Consider the following 20,067-nt stretch of genomic DNA (forward strand, 5'->3'; position numbering starts at 1 on the left):
GCATCCCCGCACGGACGGGCGGCGATAGCGTCTTGGTCATCTCACATGAGACCTCGCACCCCCCGCGGGGTCCACGAGACAGAAGGAGAGAGACATGCTCTGGACCATTCTCGGCCTGATCATCGTCGGCCTCATCGCCGGCCTCATCGCTCGTGCCATCATTCCTGGCAAGCAGAGCATGGGCATCCTGCTCACGATCGTCCTCGGAATCGTCGGCTCGTTCGTCGGCGGGTTCCTCGGCTTCCTGCTGTTCGGAAGCGACCCGAACGGTGGCTTCCTGCAGCCGTCGGGCATCATCGGCTCGATCCTCGGCTCGATCGTCGTGCTGGGCCTGTACGTGCTCTTCACGCGTCGCCGGGGTGTGAACCGCGCCTGACAGACACTTCGCCCGGATCCGTGCGCTCCCTCGCACGGGTCCGGGCGCGTCTGTGCGCGGCGGCGTCAGGCGCCGGCGAGCGCCTGCGACACGACCTCGCGGGCCTGGGCCTGCACCTGAGCCAGGTGCTCGGGACCCCGAAGCGACTCGGCGTAGAGCTTGTACACGTCTTCCGTGCCCGACGGGCGCGCGGCGAACCACGCGTGCTCGGTCTGCACCTTGAGGCCCCCGATCGCGGCCCCGTTTCCCGGCGCGTGGGAGAGCTTCGCGGTGATCGGTTCGCCGGCGAGCTCGGTCGCCGTCACGGCTTCGGGGGCGAGCTTGCCGAGCGCAGCCTTCTGCGCGGGGGAGGCGGGGGCATCCACGCGCTGGTAGGCCGAGGCGCCGAACTCGGCCTCGAGCTCGGCATAGCGCTGCGACGGCGTCTTGCCGGTGACCGCGAGGATCTCGGCCGCCAGCAGGCACAGCAGGATGCCGTCCTTGTCGGTGGTCCACACCGAGCCGTCCTTGCGCAGGAACGAGGCGCCCGCCGACTCCTCGCCGCCGAAGGCCACCGATCCGTCCAGCAGTCCGGGAACGAACCACTTGAACCCGACGGGAACCTCGAGCAGCTCGCGGCCGAGCGATGCGGCCACGCGGTCGATGATCATCGAGCTGACGAGGGTCTTGCCGACCGCAGCATCCGCCGGCCAATCCGGCCGGTGCGAGTACAGGTAGTCGATCGCGACGGCGAGGTAGTGGTTCGGGTTCATCAGCCCGGCGTCAGGCGTGACGATGCCGTGCCGGTCGGCGTCGGCGTCGTTGCCGGTGAGGATGTCGTACTCCTCGCGGCGGCCGATCAGCCCGGCCATCGCCGACGGCGACGACGGGTCCATCCGGATCTTCTCGTCCCAGTCGAGGGTCATGAACCGCCACGTCGGGTCGACGTCGGGGTTCACGACCGTGAGGTCGAGGCCGTGCACCTCGGCGATGAGCGCCCAGTACTCGACCGACGCGCCGCCCAGCGGGTCGGCGCCGATGCGCACGCCCGCGGAGCGGATCGCGTCGACGTCGATGATGTTCGCGAGGTCGCGCACGTACGCGTCCCGGAAGTCGTACTGCCCCAGCGTGTCGGCGTCGAGGTCCTTGAATGGGGTGCGCGCGACGCCTTCGAGGCCGGCGGCGATGAGCTCGTTCGCCCGGTTCGCGATCCAGCCCGTCGCGTCGGTGTCGGCGGGACCGCCGTTCGGCGGGTTGTACTTGAAGCCGCCGTCGCGCGGCGGGTTGTGGCTGGGCGTCACGACGATGCCGTCCGAGCGGGTCGGGTCCGCGGCATCCTTCCCGCGGTTGTGCGTCAGGATCGCGTGGCTGAGCGCGGGAGTCGGCACCCACGAGTCGCGCGAGTCGACCCGCACGTCGACGCCGTTGGCGACGAGCACCTCGATGGCGCTGCGCTCGGCCGGCAGTGACAGGCCGTGCGTGTCGCGCCCGAGGAACAGCGGCCCCTCGATGCCCTGCGCCTTGCGGTAGTCGACGATCGCCTGCGTCGTGGCGAGGATGTGGGTCTCGTTGAAGCTGGCCGACAGCGACGAGCCGCGGTGACCGCTCGTCCCGAACGCGACGCGCTGCTCGGGAACCGAGGGATCTGGCTTGATGTCGTAATAAGCGGCGATCAGCTCATCGATGTCGATGAGGTCGGATGCTTCGGCCGGTTGTCCTGCGCGAGTCATGCGTCCCAGTCTGCCTGTCCTCGGCTCGCCGTGCACGGTCCGTGACGCCCCGCCGCGGACCGCGATTCAGGATGCGCGCACGCCGCGCCCGGGCGCACCCGCGGAATTCCGCGGGTGCCGCCGATGGCGCCGGGCGTCCGTCCTGAGTTACGGGCGGACTCGGGTAGCGGAGGCGGCTCGCGGCGCGGGGCTAGGCTGGCACGCGTGACTTCCGAGGTCGCCTCCGCCGAGGCATCCGTTCCCGTTCGCCGCACGTACAGCTACCTGGGCCCCGCGGGCACGTTCACCGAGGCGGCGCTCGCCCAGGTGCCGGAGGCGCGCGGCCAGGAGTGGAGGCCGGTGCGCAACGTGGGCGAGGCGCTCGCCGACGTCGTCGAGGGGCGCTCCGACGCCGCGATGATCGCGATCGAGAACTCCGTCGACGGCGGCGTGTCGACGGCCCAGGACGCTCTCGCGACGGTGCCGGGACTGCGCATCGTCGGGGAGTATCTCGTGCCGGTCGAGTTCGTCCTCGTCGCACGCCCCGGTGCGCGTCTCCAGGACGTCTCCCTCATCGCCGCGCACCCGGTCGCCTACGCGCAGTGCCTCCAGTGGCTCTCGGGCATGCTGCCGGCCCACGCGCACGTGCCGGCCGCGAGCAACGTCGCGAGCGCGATGGGGCTGCTCGATGGTTCGAGCGACGCGGATGCCGCGATCGCCCCTCCCGGGATCCTCGAGCACCATCAGCTCGAGCTGCTGGCCTCGAACATCGGCGACAACCCCAACGCGGTCACCCGGTTCGTCCTGGTGAGCCGCACCGTCGTGCCGCCGCCCCCGACCGGCGCCGACAAGACCTCGCTCATCGTCGAGCTGCCCGACGACCACCCCGGTGCGCTCCTCGAGATGCTCGAGCAGTTCGCCACCCGCGGCATCAACCTGTCGCTCCTGGCCTCCCGCCCCATCGGCGACGAGCTGGGCCGCTACCGCTTCGTCGTCGACGCCGATGGGCACCTCGAGGACGAGCGCATGGCCGACGCCCTCATGGGGCTGCGCCGCTTCAGCCCGCGCGTGACTTTCCTCGGGTCGTACCCGCGCGCCGACCGCGCCGTCGTGCGCTACCCCGAGCGCTACGCCGACGACGTCTTCGTCGAGGCACGGGACTGGCTGCGGGGGCTCATCTCCGGGGAACCCGAAGTCCAGGACTGACGAGCGCCGCGCTCAGAGTCCCAGCTCGGCGGCGAGCAGCTCCAGCGTCTGCAGGCGTCCGGGGGCGGCATCCATCGGCTCGGCCTCGTACGAGCCGGCGATCGGGGAGATCATCACCTCGTCGACGCCGTGCTGCGTGGCGAAGGAGCGGAGATCGGATGCTACGGCCGCCGCCGTGCCGACGAGCCACTTCGCGCGGGCCGACGCCATGAACGTGTCGCCCAGGCCGGCGAAGTCGGCCGCGTTCGCGAGGGAGTGCTCCACCGTCTCCAGCGGGACGAGGGGTCTGTTGGTGCGCAGTCGTGCCGTCATGCGGAGGTTGGGCAGCGCGCGGGCTTCGGCCTCCTCTTGCGTGGGTGCGGCCAGCACGTTCGCGGTCAGGAAGGTGCGCGGGGCGTCGAGAACCTCTGACGCCACGAACGCCGAGCGGTAGAGCTCGAGGGCGCGCTCGAGGCCCTCGCCCGAGAAGTGGTTGGCGAACACGTACGGCAGGCCGAGCGACGCGGCGAGCTGCGCGGAGTAGTCGCTCGACCCCAGCAGCCACACCTCGGGTGTGGTCGTCGCCGCGGGAGTCGCGTGCACGTCATACGTGCCACCCGACGTGAAGCGCAGCGACGCGCCGTCCGGTGCGACGAGCGAAAGGATGTCGCGCACGTGGTCGGGGAACCGCTCGACGTCGCTCGTGGTGCCGCTCTGCCGCAGCAGCTGCGTGATCACCGGATCCGACCCCGGTGCGCGCCCGAGGCCGAGATCGATGCGCCCGGGAGCGAGCGCCTCGAGGGCCGCGAACTGCTCGGCGACCACCAGCGGGGAGTGGTTCGGCAGCATGACGCCGCCCGACCCCAGCCGGATGCGCGACGTCCGCGCGGCGGCCGCCGCCGCCAGCACCGGCGGCGTGGTCGAGGCGACGGCCGGCATGTTGTGGTGCTCGGCGAACCAGTACCGGCGATAGCCGAGCCGATCCGCCGCATCCACGACGGACAGGGATGCTGCGACCGCCTGCGCGCTCGTCTGCCCGGTGCGCACCGGAACGAGGTCGAGAACGGACAGGGCCGGGGCGGGGGTCGCAGTGCTCATCGTCGTCTGCAACCACGCGCCCCGGCGTCCGCATTCCGCATTCGGACTCATTCGCCGGATCCGCGGTGAGGGGGCGTCAGGGCAGGCGGTTCGCCTTCGCGAGGTTCTCGCGCAGTTCGTCGGCGGTCTGCGCGACGACGTAGGCGGGGCGGTCGCGCTCGAGACGCCACGATTCGCTCAGCGGACCCGCGCTCACGGTGTCGAAACCCAGCGCGTCGTAGACGCCGGTGACGAACTCGATGGCCTCGGGGTCGTCGCTCGCGGTGCCGAGCGCACGGCGCCGCGGGTCTCCCGCGGCGAGACCGCCCGCGTTGATGTCGGACGCGAAGAGGTGATTGAAGGCCTTGACGACCTTCGACCCCGGCAGGTGCTGCTGAAGGAGTCCGGAGGTCGTGGCCTCGCCGCGGTCGAGAGCGTCGACGTGGCCGTCGCGCTCGAAGTAGTAGTTGTTCGTGTCGAGGACGATCTTCCCGGCGAGCGGCTCGACGGGAACGTCCTTCAGCGCCTTGAGCGGCACCGTCACCACGGCGATGTCCGCCGCTGCGGCCGCTCCGACGGCGGTCGCCGCACGGACATTCGGGCCGAGGTCGTCGACGAGTCCGGCGAGGCTCTCCGGTCCGCGCGAGTTCGAGATCACGACGTCGTAGCCGAGTCCCGAGAAGGCGCGGGCGAGCGCGCTGCCGATGTGTCCTGCACCGATGATTCCGATCGTGGTCATGACGGGGCGCAACCGCGGGGCGCAGCATCCCATTCCGCACTTCCGTCACAGGACGACATCCGCCGGCCTCAGGAGCGGGCGGCCCGCTTGACATGCTCGTAGGCGGCCAGGGCGGCCTTGCGCGTATCACCGAGGTCGACGAGAGGCTCGGGAGCGTCCTCGCCCAGCGTGTCGGGAGCCCACTCGCGCACGTAGTGCCCGTCGCCGTCGAACTTCTTCGCCTGCAGGTCGGGATTGAAGATGCGGAAGTACGGCGCCGCGTCGGCGCCCGAGCCGGCGACCCACTGCCAGTTGAACGGGTTGCTGGCCTCGTCCGCGTCCACGAGCGTGTCCCAGAACCATTCCTCGCCACGCCGCCAGTCGATGAGCAGGTTCTTGACGAGGAAGGATGCCGTCACCATCCGCACGCGGTTGTGCATGTAGCCGGTCGTCCAGAGCTCCCGCATCCCCGCGTCGACGAACGGGACGCCCGTGCGGCCCCGCTGCCATGCCTCGAGGTGCGTCGGCTTCAGCCGAGGCCACGGGAACGCGTCGAACTCGGGCCGGAGGTTCTGCGTCGCGAGCTGCGGGAAGTGGAACAGCGTGTGCCACGCGAATTCGCGCCAGCCCAGCTCCGAGAGGAACCGGCCCCCGTGCCCGGCCTGGACCGTGTCGTGCCACACGGTGAAGGGGCTGACCTCGCCCCAGCGCAACCGCGGCGACAGCAGCGACGTCGCGCCGGCCGCGGGCTCGTCGCGCGCCCGGTCGTACGCGGCGAGGTCGTCGTCGAGGAACTCCCGCAGACGCCGCCGGGCCGCGGGTTCGCCCGGCTCCCACGCCTCGCGCAGCCCACCCGCCCAGTCCGGGTTGCGGGGGAGCAATCCCCAGTCGTCGAGGGAATCGGATGCTGCGCCCCGCCGCGCGCGGTCGACCTCACGCGGCTCGGGCAACGGTGCCCGGGGCGACTGCAGCGCGAGGCACGCGCGCCAGAACGGCGTGAACACCGAGAAGTGCGTGCCGCCACCCGTCTTCACCGTCCAGGGCTCGAACAGCAGCGACCCGGCGAAGGAGGCGACCTCGACGCCGTCGTCCCGCAGCCGCGCCTTGAGGGCCGCGTCGATCTCGCGCTCGGGCCCCCCGTACCGCCGGTTCCAGAAGACGGCGCCGGCTGCCGCATCCGTCACGAGATCGCTCACCACGCGCGCGGCCGGGCCGCGCCGCAGGACGAGGGCCGCGCCGCGCTCGCGCAGCCGATCGCCGAGGGAGGCGAGCGAGTGGTGCAGCCACCAGCGGGCGGCGCCGCCGAGAGGCCGGATTCCCGGCGACTGCTCGTCGAGCACGTAGAGCGCGATGATCGGCTCGCCACGGTCGATCGCTGCGCGCAGCGCGGGGTTGTCGGCGAGGCGGAGGTCATCGCGAAACCACACGATCGACGGGCTGGCCATGGGTTCATCCTCGCCCGTCGTCGCTGCGCGCGACCGGCATTGACAGGCGGGCGCGCACCTGCCTCGTCAGAGGCCGTCGGTGGTGTGACCCTTGGGGACGACGACACGGAGCGCCGAAGCCTCGACCCGGGTCTTGACCGAGAGGGCCTCGCCGAACTCGTCGCCGTCCAGCTGGACGGGACGCGCCTCGTGCGTCGCGAGCTCGATGCCCGCGCCGCGGGAGTAGACGACCGCGTTGTCCTTCGTGCGCAGCGACAGCACCCGGCGCCCGGCGCGGAAGCGGCGGAGGAAGCTGTTGTCCCACGCGACGCGACGCCACACGAAGAGCCAGCCGAACGGGCCTTTGGGCTGGAAGATCACGATGTCGAGCGCACCGTCGGCGACGGAGGCCTCCGGGATGAGGTCGAGGCCGGCCGGGAGCTTGCCGCAGTTCGCGAACAGCACGCTCTGCACCCGCGACGAGTGCAGCCGGTGCCCGGGCAGCTCGTACACGACGCGGAACGGCTTGGCGGCCGGAAGCGACCGGGCGGCCCCGTCGACGTAGGCGACCCAGCCCACGGTCTTCTTCAGCTGTGGGTTGGTGTTGGCGATCATCGCGGCGTCCAGGCCGATGCCGCCCATCACCACGAACGCGTGCTCGGCGGTGGTTCCGTCCGGGCGGGCGAGCTCCGTCCAGCCGACGTCGATCGACAGCTCATCGCCGTCGAAGACGGCGCGGATCATCGTCTCCGGCTCGGCGAGCGGCAGCTTGAGGTTGCGGGCGAGCAGGTTGCCGGTGCCGCTGGGCACGATGGCCAACGGCACCCCCGAGCCGCTCATCGCCTCCGACACCGCACGCACGGTGCCGTCGCCGCCGGCGACGAGCACCGTGTCGACGCCTTCTTCGAGCGCCTCGCGGGTCACGTCGTCGCCGAGGTCGTCGACGGTCGTCTCGTAGAAGAGAGGTTCCGACCAGCCGGCTTCGGCCGCGAGCCGGGTGACCGTGTCCCGCAGGGTCGCGGCATCGACCTTGATCGGGTTGTAGACGAGCGCGGCCTTCGGGGTGGGGCGGCCGCTGCTCTCCATGGGCCGCGTCTCGCCCTCGGGACCGACGCGGCGGGCGCGTCCGCCCTCGTCGTCGGTGGTGTCGGATCCGATGTCATCGGGTTCACGGATGATGTGGTCGGGCTCGGCGGCCTTCTGGGGATCCGGGGCTTCCGCCTCCCTGTCGGAGGCGGCGGGCGCGGGGTCATCCGCGGAGGAAGGGGCGGCAGCATCCGTCCCCTCCGCCGTCACGTCAGCGAGGTCGAGCTCGGAAGTCGATGGCCCATCGGCGTAGATGGCATCAGCCGGGTGCGGATTCAGGTCGGTCGGGATCTCGCCGGTGGGAACATCGTCGACAGGACCGTCGCCGCCGCTGGGAAGGTCTTCGCCCGATCCGGATGCCGCCGCCATGAGGTACAGATTAGGACCCGAATCGCCCGGCGGGAGCATCCGCCGTGGGGCTTGACAGTCCGGGTGTCCGCTTGCGGGCGCCGACTAAGCTTGCAGGGTGATCGATCCCCTGCTTCTTCGCGACAATCCCGAGCTGGTCAAGCGGTCGCAGGAGGCGCGGGGCGAATCACCCGGCACCGTCGACGCCGCCGTCGAGGCCGACCGCGCGCGACGCGCCGCCATCACGGCCTTCGAAGAGCTCCGCGCGGCGCAGAACGCGCACGGCAAGAAGGTCGCTCAGGCGCCGAAAGAGGAGAAGGCGGCCCTCGTCGCCGAGGCCAAGGAGCTCAGCGAGAGGGTGAAGCAGGCCCAGCACGCGGTCGCCGCGGCGGAGGAGGCGTCCGCCGAGGTCTTCGGTGCGCTCGAGAACATCGTGATCGACGGTGTGCCCGCGGGCGGCGAAGACGACTTCGTCACGCTGCGCACGCACGGCGAGGTCCCGGCGTTCGGCTTCGAGCCGCGCGACCACCTCGAGCTCGGCGAGAAGCTCGGCGCGATCGACATGGAGCGCGGCACCAAGGTGTCGGGCAGCCGCTTCTACTTCCTCACGGGGATCGGCGCGCGGCTCGAGATCGCCCTCATGAACCTTGCGCTCGACCGGGCGCTGCAGGCCGGCTTCACGCCCATCATCCCGCCGACGCTGGTGCGGCCCGAGGTGATGCAGGGCACCGGGTTCCTCGGCAAGCACTCGGCCGAGGTCTACCACCTCGAAGACGACGACCTCTACCTCGTCGGCACGAGCGAGGTGCCGCTGGCCGGCTACCACATGAACGAGATCCTCGACCTCTCGCGCGGGGCCAAGCGCTACGCGGGCTGGTCGACCTGCTACCGCAGCGAGGCCGGCTCGTACGGCAAGGACACCCGCGGCATCATCCGCGTGCACCAGTTCAACAAGCTCGAGATGTTCGTCTACACGACCCCTGAGGAGGCCGAGGCGGAGCACCTGCGCCTGGTCGCGATGCAGGAGGGGATGCTGCAGGACCTCGGCCTGTCGTATCGAGTGATCGACGTCGCCGCCGGCGACCTCGGCTCGAGCGCTGCCCGCAAGTACGACATCGAGGCCTGGGTCCCCACGCAGCACGCCTATCGCGAGCTCACCTCGACCTCGAACTGCACGACCTACCAGGCGCGCCGGCTCGACATCCGCTACCGGCCGGAGGGCGGCAAGACGCAGCCCGTCGCAACCCTCAACGGCACGCTCGCGACCACCCGTTGGATCGTCGCGCTGCTCGAGACGCACCAGCGGGCGGACGGCTCCGTGACGGTCCCCGAGGTGCTGCGACCATTCCTCGGCGGGCTCGAGGTGATGGAGCCGATCGCGTGAGCGAAGCGCACCTGCCGAAGACCGGGTCGATCAAGGTCGTCGCGCCGAAGAAGGCCGCGAAGATCGTCGAGCAGGTGGCGCGCGACACCGAGAACCCCGCGGTCGCGACCGAGCAGCTGCTGATCGCCCTCGACATCGACGGCACCGTCCTCCTCGAGGACGAATCGCTCAGCCCCGGTGTCGTCGACGCCGTCGAGCACGCCCACCGGTCCGGTCACGAGGTGATGGTCGCGACCGGACGCAGCTGGGAGGGCACACGCGGCATCCTGCGCGTCCTCGGCATCGCTCCCGAGTTCGTCGTGTGCTCGAACGGCGCCGTGGTGCTCAAGCGCGTCGAGGCCGACGAACTGCGCTACGACCGCTGGCACGTCGAGACCTTCGACTCGCGCGCGGTGCTCGAGCAGCTGCGCGTGCACCTGCCCGACGCGCGCTACCTCGTCGAGCTCGCCGACGGGCAGCGTCTGTACACCGAGTACCTCGAGGACTGGAACCTCACGCACGCGCGCCGAGTGCCGTTCGAAGAGCTCGGTGCCCAGCCGGTGTGCCGCGTGGTCGTCGTCGCGCCCGACAAGCGCGAGCAGGACTTCGTCGAGCTCGTGAAGCGCATCGGCCTCAACCACGTCTCGTACGCGGTCGGCTGGACGGCGTGGCTCGACATCGCCCCGAAGGGCGTCGACAAGAGCACCGGTCTGGAGCTCGTGCGCACCGAGCTCGGCATCGACCCCGCTCACGTGCTGGTGATGGGCGATGGCCGCAACGACGTCGGCATGTTCCGCTGGGCGCTCGACAACGGCGGCCGTGCCGTCGCGATGGCGCAGGGGCCGCCGGAGGTGCGCGACGCCGCCGGAGAGATCACCGACTCGGTGCACGAGGGCGGCGTGGCCGCGGTGCTCCGCCGCCTCTGACGCCTTCCGCTGGTCGCCGGTCCGGCTCGGAGGGAAAGCGCGCGTCCCTCAGATGATTGCCAGGCGCCGTTGGAAGAATGAGGCGACAGTGCTGTCGGCTAGACTCGACGCCTGTTCGACGGATGCCTCCTCTCGGGGCGGCATCGGTCGGGAGGGTTGTCCGAGCGGCCGATGGACCTGGTCTTGAAAACCAGTGGGCAGCAATGTCCCGTGGGTTCGAATCCCACACCCTCCGCAGTGATGATGTGCCGGGGGGCGAGAAGCAGTCCCCGAAAGGAACCGAGTGAGTCCGACGCACAAGCCCACGAGGCGCGGCCGCCGCACGGTGGCCCGTCACGGTGAGCTGTCGTCTCCGACCCCGCTCGGTTTCATCTTGAAGCTCGTCGGCATCGTCGCCGCCGTCGTGCTGGTGTCGGGTGCCGGCGTCGCCGCGTACGCCGCCGCCGACATCACGACGAGCTTCACCGAGGACGCCGTCGAACTCGAGGGCCAGGGTGCCGTCCCGCCGGACATCGGCGCGATCGAGGGCGGCGTCGACGTGCTCCTGGTCGGCACCGACGAGTGCGAAGAGGAGTTCGCCTACATCTTCGGCGAACGCTGCACCGGCGCCGACGCCGGCGGGCAGCTCAACGATGTCAACATGCTCGTGCACATCTCCGACGATCCACGTCGGGTGACGGTGGTGTCGTTCCCGCGCGACCTCATGGTGCCGATCCCGTCGTGCACCCGCGAGGACGGCTCGACCACGTCCGCGACGAGCAAGACGCAGATCAACGAAGCGTGGGGCTACGGCGGGCTCTCCTGCGTCGCGAAGACGATCAAGGAGCTGAGCGGCCAGAACATCCCGTTCGCCGCCAAGGTGAGCTTCGGCAACGTCATCAACATCACGGATGCGATCGGCGGCGTGGACGTCTGCATCGGCAACGGCGGCATCAAGGACAAGTACACGGCCATCAACTGGCCGGCGGGGCCTCGCACGATCCAGGGCGTCGAGGCGCTGCAGTTCCTGCGCACCCGCCACGGCCTGCAGAACGGCAGCGACCTGGCGCGCATCAGCAACCAGCAGCAGTACATGTCGAGCCTCGCACGCAAGCTCGTGAGCGACGAAGTGCTGTCGAACCCCGCGACGCTGTACAAGCTCGCGGCGACCGCCGTCGACAACATCACGCCGAGCAAGTCGCTGACCAACCCGATGACGCTCGTGCAGATCGCGCTCGCGGTCAAGAACGTGCCCTTCGAAGACATCGTGTTCGTGCAGTACCCCGTGCTGACCGACCCTGCCGACGCCAACCGTGTGGTGCCCGACGACGAGTCGGCGAAAGAGCTGTGGGCGGCGCTCGCGGCGAACGAGCCGATCGAGATCACGCACGACCAAGACCTCACCGGAGGAGTGATCGTGGCCGACCCGCAGCCGACTGAGGCGCCCGCCGACCCCGAACCCACGGCGACCGCCGATCCGTCGGCGACGCCCGCGCCCACCGAGACCGCGGTGGCGCTGCCCGACAACATCCCCGGCCAGAACGCCGCCCAGCAAACCTGCTCCGCCGGCAACGTCAGGTCCAACGGCTGATGGCATCGATGAAGCGGCCCTCGAGAGAGGGCCAGACGCCCCTTGCGCGTCACGGAGTGCTGAAGTCGCGGCATCCGTTCATGACTCTCGTCGCGATGCTCGGGGTCGTGCTCGGCGTGTTCGGCGTGAGCGCGGCCGGAATCGCCGCGTACAACCTGTTCGACGCGACGCAGACGATCACCGCGAACGCCGTCGTGCTCGACGAGGAGAAGCCGCTGCCGCCGTCGCTCGGCGCGATCGAGGGCGGCGTGAACATCCTCATGGTCGGCACCGACTCGTGCGAGGGTGCGAACGCCGCGCTCTCGATGGCATGCCAGGCCAAGGCGACCGAGGGTGAGCGCAACGACGTCACGATGCTCGTGCACATCTCGGACGAGCCTCGGCGCGTGACCGTCGTGTCGTTCCCGCGCGACATGCTCGTGCCGATCCCGTCGTGCCCGAAGGAGGACGGCAGCGGCAGCTACTCGGCGATGTCGTCGCAGATGCTCAACGCGTCCTACCAGTACGGCGGGCTCGCGTGCACCGTGCTCACGATCGAGTCGCTGATCGACGACCAGATCGACTTCGCCGCGGCCATCCGCTGGACCGGCGTCATCAACATGTCCGACGCCATCGGCGGCGTTGACGTGTGTGTCGCCGGCGACATCAGCGACTCGCATACGGGACTCAAGCTGACCGCCGGGACCCACACCCTGCAGGGTGTGCAGGCACTGCAGTTCCTGCGCATCCGTCACGGCATCGGCGACGGCTCCGACCTCGGCCGCATCTCGAACCAGCAGCAGTTCATGTCGTCGATGGTGCGCAAGCTCCAGTCCGATTCGGTGCTCGCCAACCCCGCGACGCTGCTGAACCTCGCGTCCACGGCCATCAACCAGGCGAAGGAGGGTCAGCTCGTGCTGAGCTCCGGCCTCACGAACGCGACCCTCATGGTGCAGATCGCGATGGCCGTGAAGGACGTGCCGTACGAGGACATCGTCTTCGTGCAGTACCCGACGCGCTACGCCTCGGGCGACGGCGCCAGCCGCGTGGTGCCGGTGAAGGACGCCGCGACGGTGCTCTTCGACGCCCTCAAGGCCAACCAGCCCCTGACGCTGACGGGCGACGCGAGCCAGGGCTACGGCGTCGAGGTCACCGGCGAGGCCGTCAAGCCCGAGGTGGCTCCGACGCCCGCCCCGACCGAGGCGGCCGGCGAGACGCCGGTGGCCGAGGCTCCGGTCACCGAGACCCCGGCGGCGGAGACGCGTGTCGAGCTGCCGTCGGCGATCGCGGGGCAGACCGCGGCGCAGACGACCTGCACGAAACCCGAAGGCCGGTAGGCCGCGAGCCGCTGACGGCGCCTGGTGCGGCTTCAGGCGTGGTGCAGGGCGGCGCACATCGGTGCGTTGTTCGCTTCTCGTGCCGTTCCTGTCGCTGCGGGAGCGGTGTGGGTTAGATTTCTCACGCGCCCTGGGCGCCCGACGCGGGGGAGGAACCGATGATCGGACCGGAGATCGACGCGCTCCCGGTCGTCGTCCTCCTGCTGGACGCCGATGACCGCGTCATCGAGTCGAACGACTGGTTCCGCCGATGGATCGGCGTGGAGCCGGTCGGGCGCGCGCTGGACGAGCTGCTCGTGGTCGTTCCCGACTTCCTCGACGAGACCGACACGGTCCTCATGGCGAGCGCGGCAGACCCCGAGCGCGTCCTGATGCTCGTCCGCGAGCGGCGGAGCGACGGGACGGCTCTGACCGGTATCGACGCGTCCGACCGCTACGCGGCCGGCAAACGCCTTCGGCGCCTCCATGCGCTCGCGGATCGCACACAGACACGTCTGCAGCTCATCATGGATGCGTCGATCGCGTTCGCGACCGCCACGACCGAGGAGCGGCTGAGCCAGATTCTCGCCATCACCGCCGCGCAGGCGTACCAGGCCGAGGAATCGGCTGTCGCCCTCTGCGGTGAGGACGGCGTGCTCCGCCGCACCGCGGGAACCAATCCCTTCCACGACCTCATTCCCGAGTCGCTCATCTCGACTGTGCCGATGCGGCTGCGTCAGGTCGTCAAAGTCAGCGGTCTCACCGAGGCCGAGCAGCTTTCACCCGTCATCGCATCGGCCATGCGGCAGGCCGGAGTCGACGCGTTCCTCGCCGCACCGCTTCAGCTGGACGAGGCGGCCACGGGCGTCTTCATCTGCTTCTTCCGGCACCCGCGCGTCTTCGACGATGAGGCGACACCGCTCGCCGAGGCGCTGGCCGGTCAGGCGGCACAGAAACTCGCGGCCGTCCGGCTGCAACGTCGCCTCGAGCACGCGGCGATGCACGACGAGACGACGGATCTGCCGAACCGGCGCAGCCTCGAGGATCTCGCCGCCTTGACGGATCTGTCGCACGCCACGGTGATCTTCATCGACCTGGACGGCTTCAAGGCCGTCAACGACCACCTCGGGCATGACTTCGGCGACGAGGTGCTCCGCGAAGTCGCACGGCGGCTCCAGGCGAACGTCCGCGAGGGAGACGTGGTCGCGCGCTACGGCGGTGACGAGTTCGTCGTCGTCCTCATCGCGGATCCCGACTCGGCTGTCGAGATCGCGGAGCGTCTGCGCCGAGCGGTGGAGGAGGACTACGCATTCCTGACGGAATCGCTCTCGATCCGTGCGAGCATCGGCGTCGCGCACGCTCGCGGCCCTTCCGACGCTGGCAACGTCGATCAGCTCATACGCCTCGCCGATCAGGCGATGTACATGGCGAAGGCCCGCGGCGGGAATCAGGTGGCGTCCGCCGGGTGAACCTCGGCTCGCGGATCGGCCGTGCAAGAAGCGGTCCCGGTCTCGGTTATGATTGCTGGGTGCATCCGCGCCTCCACGGCCGGATGCCTGGAGACGTCGCATAGTCAGGCCTAGTGCACCACCCTGCTAAGGTGGAGTCCTCGCAAGGGGACCGAGGGTTCAAATCCCTCCGTCTCCGCTGAAAAACCCCCGATCAACGGGGGTTTTCTTGTTCGTCGGTGGCGTGTGTCTCGTTCACAGTTTGGGCCCGGAGCGGCTCCAGGTGTCCCCCAGGCGTCCCCCGTCGCTGTCGGTGCCGTTCTCAGCGTCCTCGGCGGCCGCCAAGCGGGTCAGGTGTTCGCGACGCTGGCCTTCGCCGAGGATGTGGGCGTAGACCCTCAGCACTGTCCGGGGATCGTCTCCCAGATACTCGGCGACTTCGTTGATCGGCGTCCCGAGTCGCAGCCAGCTCGAGGCCGCGTGGTGACGAAGCGCGTGCGGGCGAAAGCCTAGGGGGGCTTGCGGATGAGGCCTACGGCGAACTGCCCACCGAGTCGATTGGTAAAGAGGTAGTCGTCGGGTGCCTCGCCAATAGCGTGCTTTCGATAGATCTCGACGGCGCGTGGCGAGAGCGGGACGACTCGAGTGCCGCGCCACGACTTGGGGTCTTTCTCGTCATACCCGTTGGAGTGCGACCGCCCCACCGCGAACTGCGGTAGCGGGACCTCGACGAACCATCCCACGCGGGCCGCGCGGATCTCGCCCCACCGCAGCGCAGTCAATGACTTGAACTCGTACAGATCGGCGACGTCTTCGCGCTTCTCGCGTACGGCGGAGAGTTTCGCCGCCAGCTGTTCTCGAGTTGGTGTATCCGCCGGGCCAACCGAGCGCTGAGTCGCTGCGAGCTCGGGGATCTTCTGCATGGTGCGCACAGGATGCGGCTGGTGCAGGAGTCCCTCTTGGTCGGCGTAGGTGAACAGCGCGCTCAACGTCGTCTTGGCTCGAGCTACGGTCGCGGGCTTCTTTCCCCGTCGGAGTTCGGCGACGAGGTGCGCGCGGATGTCGCCCGCGTGAATGGACGCGAGCGGGCGGGCGAGCAACGTCCTCGGAAGTGCAGCGAGATTGTTGTTGTCGGTGTCGATCGCATGCGGGTTGCCGTCCTCGCGCGCCGCCTTGAACAGCTCGACGAGATTTCTCAGCGTGAACGAGCGCTTTGGAGCCAGCGGCGTGGCGCCGCGATCTGCACGATGGCTTGCGTTCCCACCTTCGGCACGGTGGGGTAATTCACCTCAACGTCATCACGCAGGGCGACAGGGCTGACTTCCTTGATGACGTAGCGGCCGTGCTCCCGAGGCCATGTTGACCGTGAACGCCAAGTCCAGGCTGGTTGCCGTGACTGGGACGATTGCGGTGGCGAAGCTGCTGCCGGTGTAACTGGCGCTCTGTCCCGAGATGCTCCATCCGCTCTGTTGGCCGGCGATCGATCAGGCGCTCGGCCACTGTTGTGTTCCGCGGATCGTTGCGCCGACGTCGGTGGCGAGTTTGACTGTCAGGGTCCCGTCGCTGAGCGGCACGAGCTGACGAGGGAGGCTGAGGTGCCCGCCCCAGGCGTTTCCGTCGTGGTCTTGGGGGATCCACCCGTTGAAGAGATGCCGGTCAGGGAAGAGGGCCCCAGCTGCCTTCGGCGCTCGGAGAGCTCCCGTACAGGGAACGGAAGACGCACTCCTGGTGAAGCATCCGTGCGACATCCCGATTCACGGTCGGGTCAGAATGCGGTAGGAGATCGGCGACGATATCCACGAACTCCAGCGACTCTCTCGCGCCGCGCTCCAGGAGCGCCAGGTCGGAGGTGGTGCTCACGATCGGGTGAAGGAAGTCGACGTTGTTCTCCCAGGTGTCGCCCATTGCGCGCACCACGCGGTCCACACGTTCGCGCGTGCCGGCCGGAAGAGCCGCCGCCTCGTCAAGACCGGCACGGTACGTCTCGGCGACCTTCGCCATGCCGCGGTCATAGATCGCCCAGAACAGCCCGGCGAGCCCGTCCACTCGGCGATAGATCGCCGTCGGCGCGACGCCGGCCCGCTCGCACACCTCTGAGACGGTGAGCGCCTCGCGGCCTTCGTGCTCGAGGATCCAGGTCCCGGCGTCGAGGATCCGCTCCCAGGCCTTCTGGCTGCGGATCTGCATCGGCGGCCGCACGCGACCGCTCTGTGCAACGGACTCGGATATAGCGACCATCTTTGCAGGCACCGGTCACAGCTGGGCGATAGCGCCGGGTGCGGGCATCGGGCGGAGCCATGGCGGGCATCGCGGATTCGGGCTGTCTGACTGGTCTACGCCGTCCTTACGCTGAACGCTGTCGCGCGGCGGATGTCCGCGCCGACAGAAGCGTGAGGGAGAATTCCAATGGCGCAATTGCACAGCTTCGGCTACCTCGGGTTCACAACCCCAGCGATCCGTGAATGGCCCATGCTCGCTGAAGAGATCTTCGGACTCGAGGCGTACCCGCAGGAGGACGGCTCGCTCCGGCTGCGCTGGGACGACCGAGCGTTCCGGCTCCAGCTGTTCCCCGGCCATGAGGACCGCATCGCGTTCATCGGCTGGGAGGTGCGCGACGAGCAGGACCTGAAGGAGTTCGTCGCACACCTCGAGAGCCATGGCATCGAGGTGGAGCTGGCACCGGAGGAAGACCGATTGGCGCGTGGCGTTCAGCATCTCGTGCGTTTCGTCGACCCGTTCGGCGTTCCTCAGGAACTGTTCTCCGGGCAGGTGTACCTTGACCGCACGTTCAAGGGCGGCAGGGCCACCAGCGGGTTCATCACCGGGGCACAGGGCGCGGGGCACTTCGTCCTCGCGGTCCCCTCGCTGGAGGAGGCCTACGGCTTTTACCGCGACGTGCTGGGCTTCCGCGTGAGCGACGTCGTCGACATGGGATTCGGCACGATGTCTTTCCTGCGGCTCAACCCCCGCCACCACAGCCTTGCGCTCTGGGAAGTCCCCGGACGGGTCGGGCTGAACCACATCATGGTCGAGTCCAAGGACATCGACGACGTCGGCCGCGCATACGACCTGCTGCAGCGCTCGGACTACACGCTGAGCTCGACCCTCGGGCGCCACACCGGCGACGAGCAGCTGTCGTTCTACACGCGCACGCCCAGCGGCTTCGACCTCGAGTTCGGTGCGGACTCGCTGGTCATCGAGGAGGAGCAGGCGTGGACCGTCCGCTACTACGGCAAGGAGTTCGGCTCCCACAACGAGATCTGGGGACACAAGTGGCAGCCGTTGCCGCCGCAGTCCTCCATCCACCCGTACGGTGACGGCGCGGAGCTCGCACCGATGCCCGGCCCGACCGAGGGGGCACAGTGATCGACCTGCACGCGCACATCTTCTTCGACGAGCTGCTCGGCCAAGCCGGTGAGTTCGGGCCGGAGATTCGCCAGACCAGTTCGGGGCGCAACGAGGTCGTCACCGGCGCCTACTCATGGCCGATCGGTGAGAACACGTCCTTGGGCTTCTCCGCGGCAGCGCGGCTGGAGGCGCTGGACGTGGCCGGGATCGACATCCAGGCGCTCAGCCTCTCGCCGCTGTGGCTGTTCCATTCGGCCACCTCGGATGTGGCCGTCTCATTCCTGCGGCGCGCGAACGATCTCCTGCACGAGTGGACGAGCCACGCGCCGGAGCGGCTGCTGGCATATGCCGCGCTACCGACCCAGGACGTCGATCTGGCCGTGGAGGAATTGGAGCGCAATGTCGCCCGCGGCTTCATCGGGGGTTACATCGGTTCGAACGCCAGGCCGGCGCTCGATGACCCCGACTTGGATCCGCTGTACGCCGCGCACGCCCGACTGGGGGTCCCGCTATACATCCACTCCACCGTCCCCGGAGTGGACGGCCCCGCCGGAGATCCCCGACTGGACCGCTGGCTCGGACACGTCACGGTCGGCTACCCCAACGAAGAGACCCTGACCGTACTGTCGATGATCCTCGGCGGCGTATTGGACCGTCACCCCGGGCTCAACGTCGTCATCCCGCACGGCGGCGGCACCTTCCCGTTCATCGCCGGACGCGTACTCGACTCGCTGCGACTGCCCGCCGCGCCGGTCTCCCGCGACACAGCACGGGCCGCGCTGCAGCGCCTCTGGTTCGACACACACGTGCACTCCCGAGACTCCCTCGACCTACTCATCTCTGTCGTCGACACCGGCCGGCTCGTGTTCGGCTCGAACTACGGCGGCTGGGACAGCGGCCACACGAACGAGGTCAGTGGCATGGAGCCGCTGCTGGACGCCAACGCACGGCGTCTGCTGCGGCTGGATCAGCCGGAAGCTCGGAACGAGGAAATTGTGGAGGTGGGACATGGCGGCCGTTGAACGCGCTGCAGTGATCGGGGCCGGATTCGCGGGCCTCGCGGCCGCTATCGGCCTGGCCAGAGCCGGCGTCCACGTCGAGGTGATCGAGCGATTCCCGGACGTCAGCGCGCTCGGATCTGGGATCACGCTGCAGGGCAACGCGCTGCGCTGCCTCGAGAACCTCGGCGTCGGCGATCAGGTGAGAGAGGACTCCTGGAGCTTCAACAAGCTATCCTTCCGCGACCCCGACGACGGCCACATCATCGCCACGGTCGAGGGTCAGCGTGCTGGTGGTCCGGAGTTCCCCGCAACGGCCGGAATGTACCGGCCGAGCCTGGCGAAGATCCTCACCGACCGGGCTCGCGAGCTCGGTGTCAGGTTCCGATGGGACGCGAAGGTCGAACACATCGAACAGTCCGAGGACGAGGTGACAATCCTGACCGCTCGCGGCGAACGGATCAGCGCGGAGCTGGTCGTGGCCGCCGACGGACTCAACTCCACAGCCCGAGGTCTCCTGGGCATGCCTGAGAAGCCACAGGTGTTGGGGATGGGGATCTGGCGCGCGTTCGTTCCGCGCCTGCCCGAGATCACCCACAGCGAACTGACCTATGGCGGACCAGTGCACTACGCCGGCTACTGCCCGACGTCCCCGGACACGATGTATGTCTATCTCGTGGAGGACCTCGTCGATCGATCAGCGATGGACCACGAGTCGCAGGTCCGCACGGTGCGTGAGCTGGCCAGCGGCTACCCCGGCCCGTGGGCCCAGATCGCTGAGATGCTCGACGGGGAGGCGCAGGTCAACTACACCGCGATCACGCGGCTGCTGGTCCCGGCCCCGTGGAACCGCGGTCGGGTCGTCCTCATCGGCGACGCCGCACACTGCTGCCCGCCGACGCTCGCGCAGGGCGCTGCACAGTCGCTCGAGGACGCGGCCGTTCTGGAAGACGTGATCGCCCGCTATGACAAGCTCGAGCCGGCGCTGTGGGACGAGTTCCACGCGCGGCGCATCGAACGCGCGTCCAGCGTTGTGAACGGCTCGGTGCTGCTGAGCGAATGGCAACGGGAGCGGCGACCGGGTTCGGATGCGGCCGGGCTGATGCGCGACATCGCAACCATGCTCGCGGTGCCCGCGTAGGGCGACGGACGGCCACCGGAGGCATACTTGTCCCATAACGCGGCTGCTTCAGTTCGCGATTCGTCGGACGAGGGAG

18 protein-coding genes and 2 tRNA genes are annotated in these 20,067 nt (G+C 69.3%); 13 read left to right on the forward strand and 7 right to left on the reverse strand.

Annotated elements, in window-relative coordinates; all coding sequences use genetic code 11:
- Positions 1-94: 94 nt before the first annotated feature.
- The gene (locus MRBLWH7_RS16515) at positions 95-376 is read left to right on the forward strand and encodes a GlsB/YeaQ/YmgE family stress response membrane protein (RefSeq protein ID WP_341996432.1); all 282 of its coding nucleotides are present in this window, start codon (positions 95-97) and stop codon (positions 374-376) included.
- A gap of 65 nt (positions 377-441) precedes the next feature.
- On the opposite strand, the gene pgm is transcribed toward MRBLWH7_RS16515, so the two are convergent.
- Positions 442-2,085 carry a phosphoglucomutase (alpha-D-glucose-1,6-bisphosphate-dependent) gene (pgm, locus tag MRBLWH7_RS16520; protein WP_341996435.1) on the reverse strand — a complete coding sequence of 548 codons (1,644 nt, stop codon included), beginning with the start codon at positions 2,083-2,085 and terminating at the stop codon, positions 442-444.
- Between the two features lie 204 nt (positions 2,086-2,289).
- On the opposite strand from pgm, the gene pheA reads away from it, so the two are divergent.
- Entirely contained in the window at positions 2,290-3,270 is a 981-nt protein-coding gene (gene pheA / locus MRBLWH7_RS16525; RefSeq protein WP_341996437.1) for a prephenate dehydratase, read from the forward strand.
- Between the two features lie 12 nt (positions 3,271-3,282).
- On the opposite strand, the gene MRBLWH7_RS16530 is transcribed toward pheA, so the two are convergent.
- The 4 genes from MRBLWH7_RS16530 to MRBLWH7_RS16545 form a co-directional block, all read right to left on the reverse strand.
- Positions 3,283-4,347, reverse strand: coding sequence for an LLM class flavin-dependent oxidoreductase (locus tag MRBLWH7_RS16530; RefSeq protein WP_341996440.1), 1,065 nt, complete (start codon positions 4,345-4,347; stop codon positions 3,283-3,285).
- Positions 4,348-4,423: 76 nt separating this feature from the next.
- Entirely contained in the window at positions 4,424-5,098 is a 675-nt protein-coding gene (locus MRBLWH7_RS16535; protein ID WP_341996442.1) for an NAD(P)-binding domain-containing protein, read from the reverse strand.
- Positions 5,099-5,133: 35 nt separating this feature from the next.
- Positions 5,134-6,489, reverse strand: coding sequence for a deoxyribodipyrimidine photo-lyase (locus tag MRBLWH7_RS16540; RefSeq protein WP_341996444.1), 1,356 nt, complete (start codon positions 6,487-6,489; stop codon positions 5,134-5,136).
- Between the two features lie 66 nt (positions 6,490-6,555).
- On the reverse strand, positions 6,556-7,923 hold the full coding sequence (locus MRBLWH7_RS16545) for a diacylglycerol kinase family protein (RefSeq protein ID WP_341996446.1): 1,368 nt from the start codon (positions 7,921-7,923) through the stop codon (positions 6,556-6,558).
- Positions 7,924-8,020: 97 nt separating this feature from the next.
- Here MRBLWH7_RS16545 and serS point away from each other — a divergent pair, with 97 nt between their 5' ends.
- The 7 genes from serS (at position 8,021) to MRBLWH7_RS16580 (ending at position 14,703) form a co-directional block, all read left to right on the forward strand.
- Entirely contained in the window at positions 8,021-9,286 is a 1,266-nt protein-coding gene (serS, locus tag MRBLWH7_RS16550; protein WP_341996448.1) for a serine--tRNA ligase, read from the forward strand.
- Positions 9,283-10,191, forward strand: coding sequence for an HAD family hydrolase (locus MRBLWH7_RS16555; RefSeq protein WP_341996449.1), 909 nt, complete (start codon positions 9,283-9,285; stop codon positions 10,189-10,191). The genes serS and MRBLWH7_RS16555 overlap by 4 nt, the downstream gene beginning before the upstream one ends.
- Positions 10,192-10,341: 150 nt before the next feature.
- Positions 10,342-10,426 (forward strand) — tRNA-Ser (locus tag MRBLWH7_RS16560).
- Positions 10,427-10,474: 48 nt separating this feature from the next.
- Positions 10,475-11,761, forward strand: coding sequence for an LCP family protein (locus MRBLWH7_RS16565; protein ID WP_341996451.1), 1,287 nt, complete (start codon positions 10,475-10,477; stop codon positions 11,759-11,761).
- A gap of 80 nt (positions 11,762-11,841) precedes the next feature.
- Positions 11,842-13,077 carry an LCP family protein gene (locus MRBLWH7_RS16570; RefSeq protein ID WP_341996453.1) on the forward strand — a complete coding sequence of 412 codons (1,236 nt, stop codon included), beginning with the start codon at positions 11,842-11,844 and terminating at the stop codon, positions 13,075-13,077.
- 158 nt (positions 13,078-13,235) lie between these two features.
- Entirely contained in the window at positions 13,236-14,525 is a 1,290-nt protein-coding gene (locus MRBLWH7_RS16575) for a diguanylate cyclase (RefSeq protein WP_341996455.1), read from the forward strand.
- 89 nt (positions 14,526-14,614) lie between these two features.
- A tRNA-Ser gene (locus MRBLWH7_RS16580) sits at positions 14,615-14,703 on the forward strand.
- Positions 14,704-15,013: 310 nt separating this feature from the next.
- Here the strand turns inward: MRBLWH7_RS16580 and MRBLWH7_RS16585 are convergent.
- Positions 15,014-15,427, reverse strand: a complete 414-nt coding sequence (locus tag MRBLWH7_RS16585) for a hypothetical protein (RefSeq protein ID WP_341996459.1) — start codon at positions 15,425-15,427, stop codon at positions 15,014-15,016.
- 21 nt (positions 15,428-15,448) lie between these two features.
- On the opposite strand from MRBLWH7_RS16585, the gene MRBLWH7_RS16590 reads away from it, so the two are divergent.
- Complete coding sequence (locus tag MRBLWH7_RS16590; protein ID WP_341996465.1) at positions 15,449-15,787, forward strand: hypothetical protein; 339 nt, start codon at positions 15,449-15,451, stop codon at positions 15,785-15,787.
- 373 nt (positions 15,788-16,160) lie between these two features.
- Here MRBLWH7_RS16590 and MRBLWH7_RS16595 read toward each other — a convergent pair whose 3' ends face one another.
- Entirely contained in the window at positions 16,161-16,691 is a 531-nt protein-coding gene (locus tag MRBLWH7_RS16595; RefSeq protein ID WP_341996467.1) for a TetR/AcrR family transcriptional regulator, read from the reverse strand.
- A 219-nt stretch (positions 16,692-16,910) separates the two neighbouring features.
- On the opposite strand from MRBLWH7_RS16595, the gene MRBLWH7_RS16600 reads away from it, so the two are divergent.
- From MRBLWH7_RS16600 to MRBLWH7_RS16610, 3 genes are read left to right on the forward strand one after another with little or no spacing between them, the layout of a single operon-like run.
- Positions 16,911-17,870 (forward strand): VOC family protein, encoded by a 960-nt coding sequence (locus MRBLWH7_RS16600; protein WP_341996469.1) that lies wholly within the window; start codon positions 16,911-16,913, stop codon positions 17,868-17,870.
- A complete protein-coding gene (locus MRBLWH7_RS16605; protein ID WP_341996472.1) occupies positions 17,867-18,874 on the forward strand; it encodes an amidohydrolase family protein in 1,008 nt (335 codons plus the stop codon). The genes MRBLWH7_RS16600 and MRBLWH7_RS16605 overlap by 4 nt, the downstream gene beginning before the upstream one ends.
- Positions 18,768-19,991: an FAD-dependent monooxygenase gene (locus MRBLWH7_RS16610; protein ID WP_341996475.1), complete on the forward strand. Its 1,224-nt coding sequence runs from the start codon at positions 18,768-18,770 to the stop codon at positions 19,989-19,991. Before MRBLWH7_RS16605 ends, MRBLWH7_RS16610 begins: the two co-directional genes overlap by 107 nt.
- Positions 19,992-20,067: the final 76 nt, after the last annotated feature.

Source organism: Microbacterium sp. LWH7-1.2 (assembly GCF_038397755.1).
Taxonomy (GTDB): Bacteria; Actinomycetota; Actinomycetes; order Actinomycetales; family Microbacteriaceae; genus Microbacterium.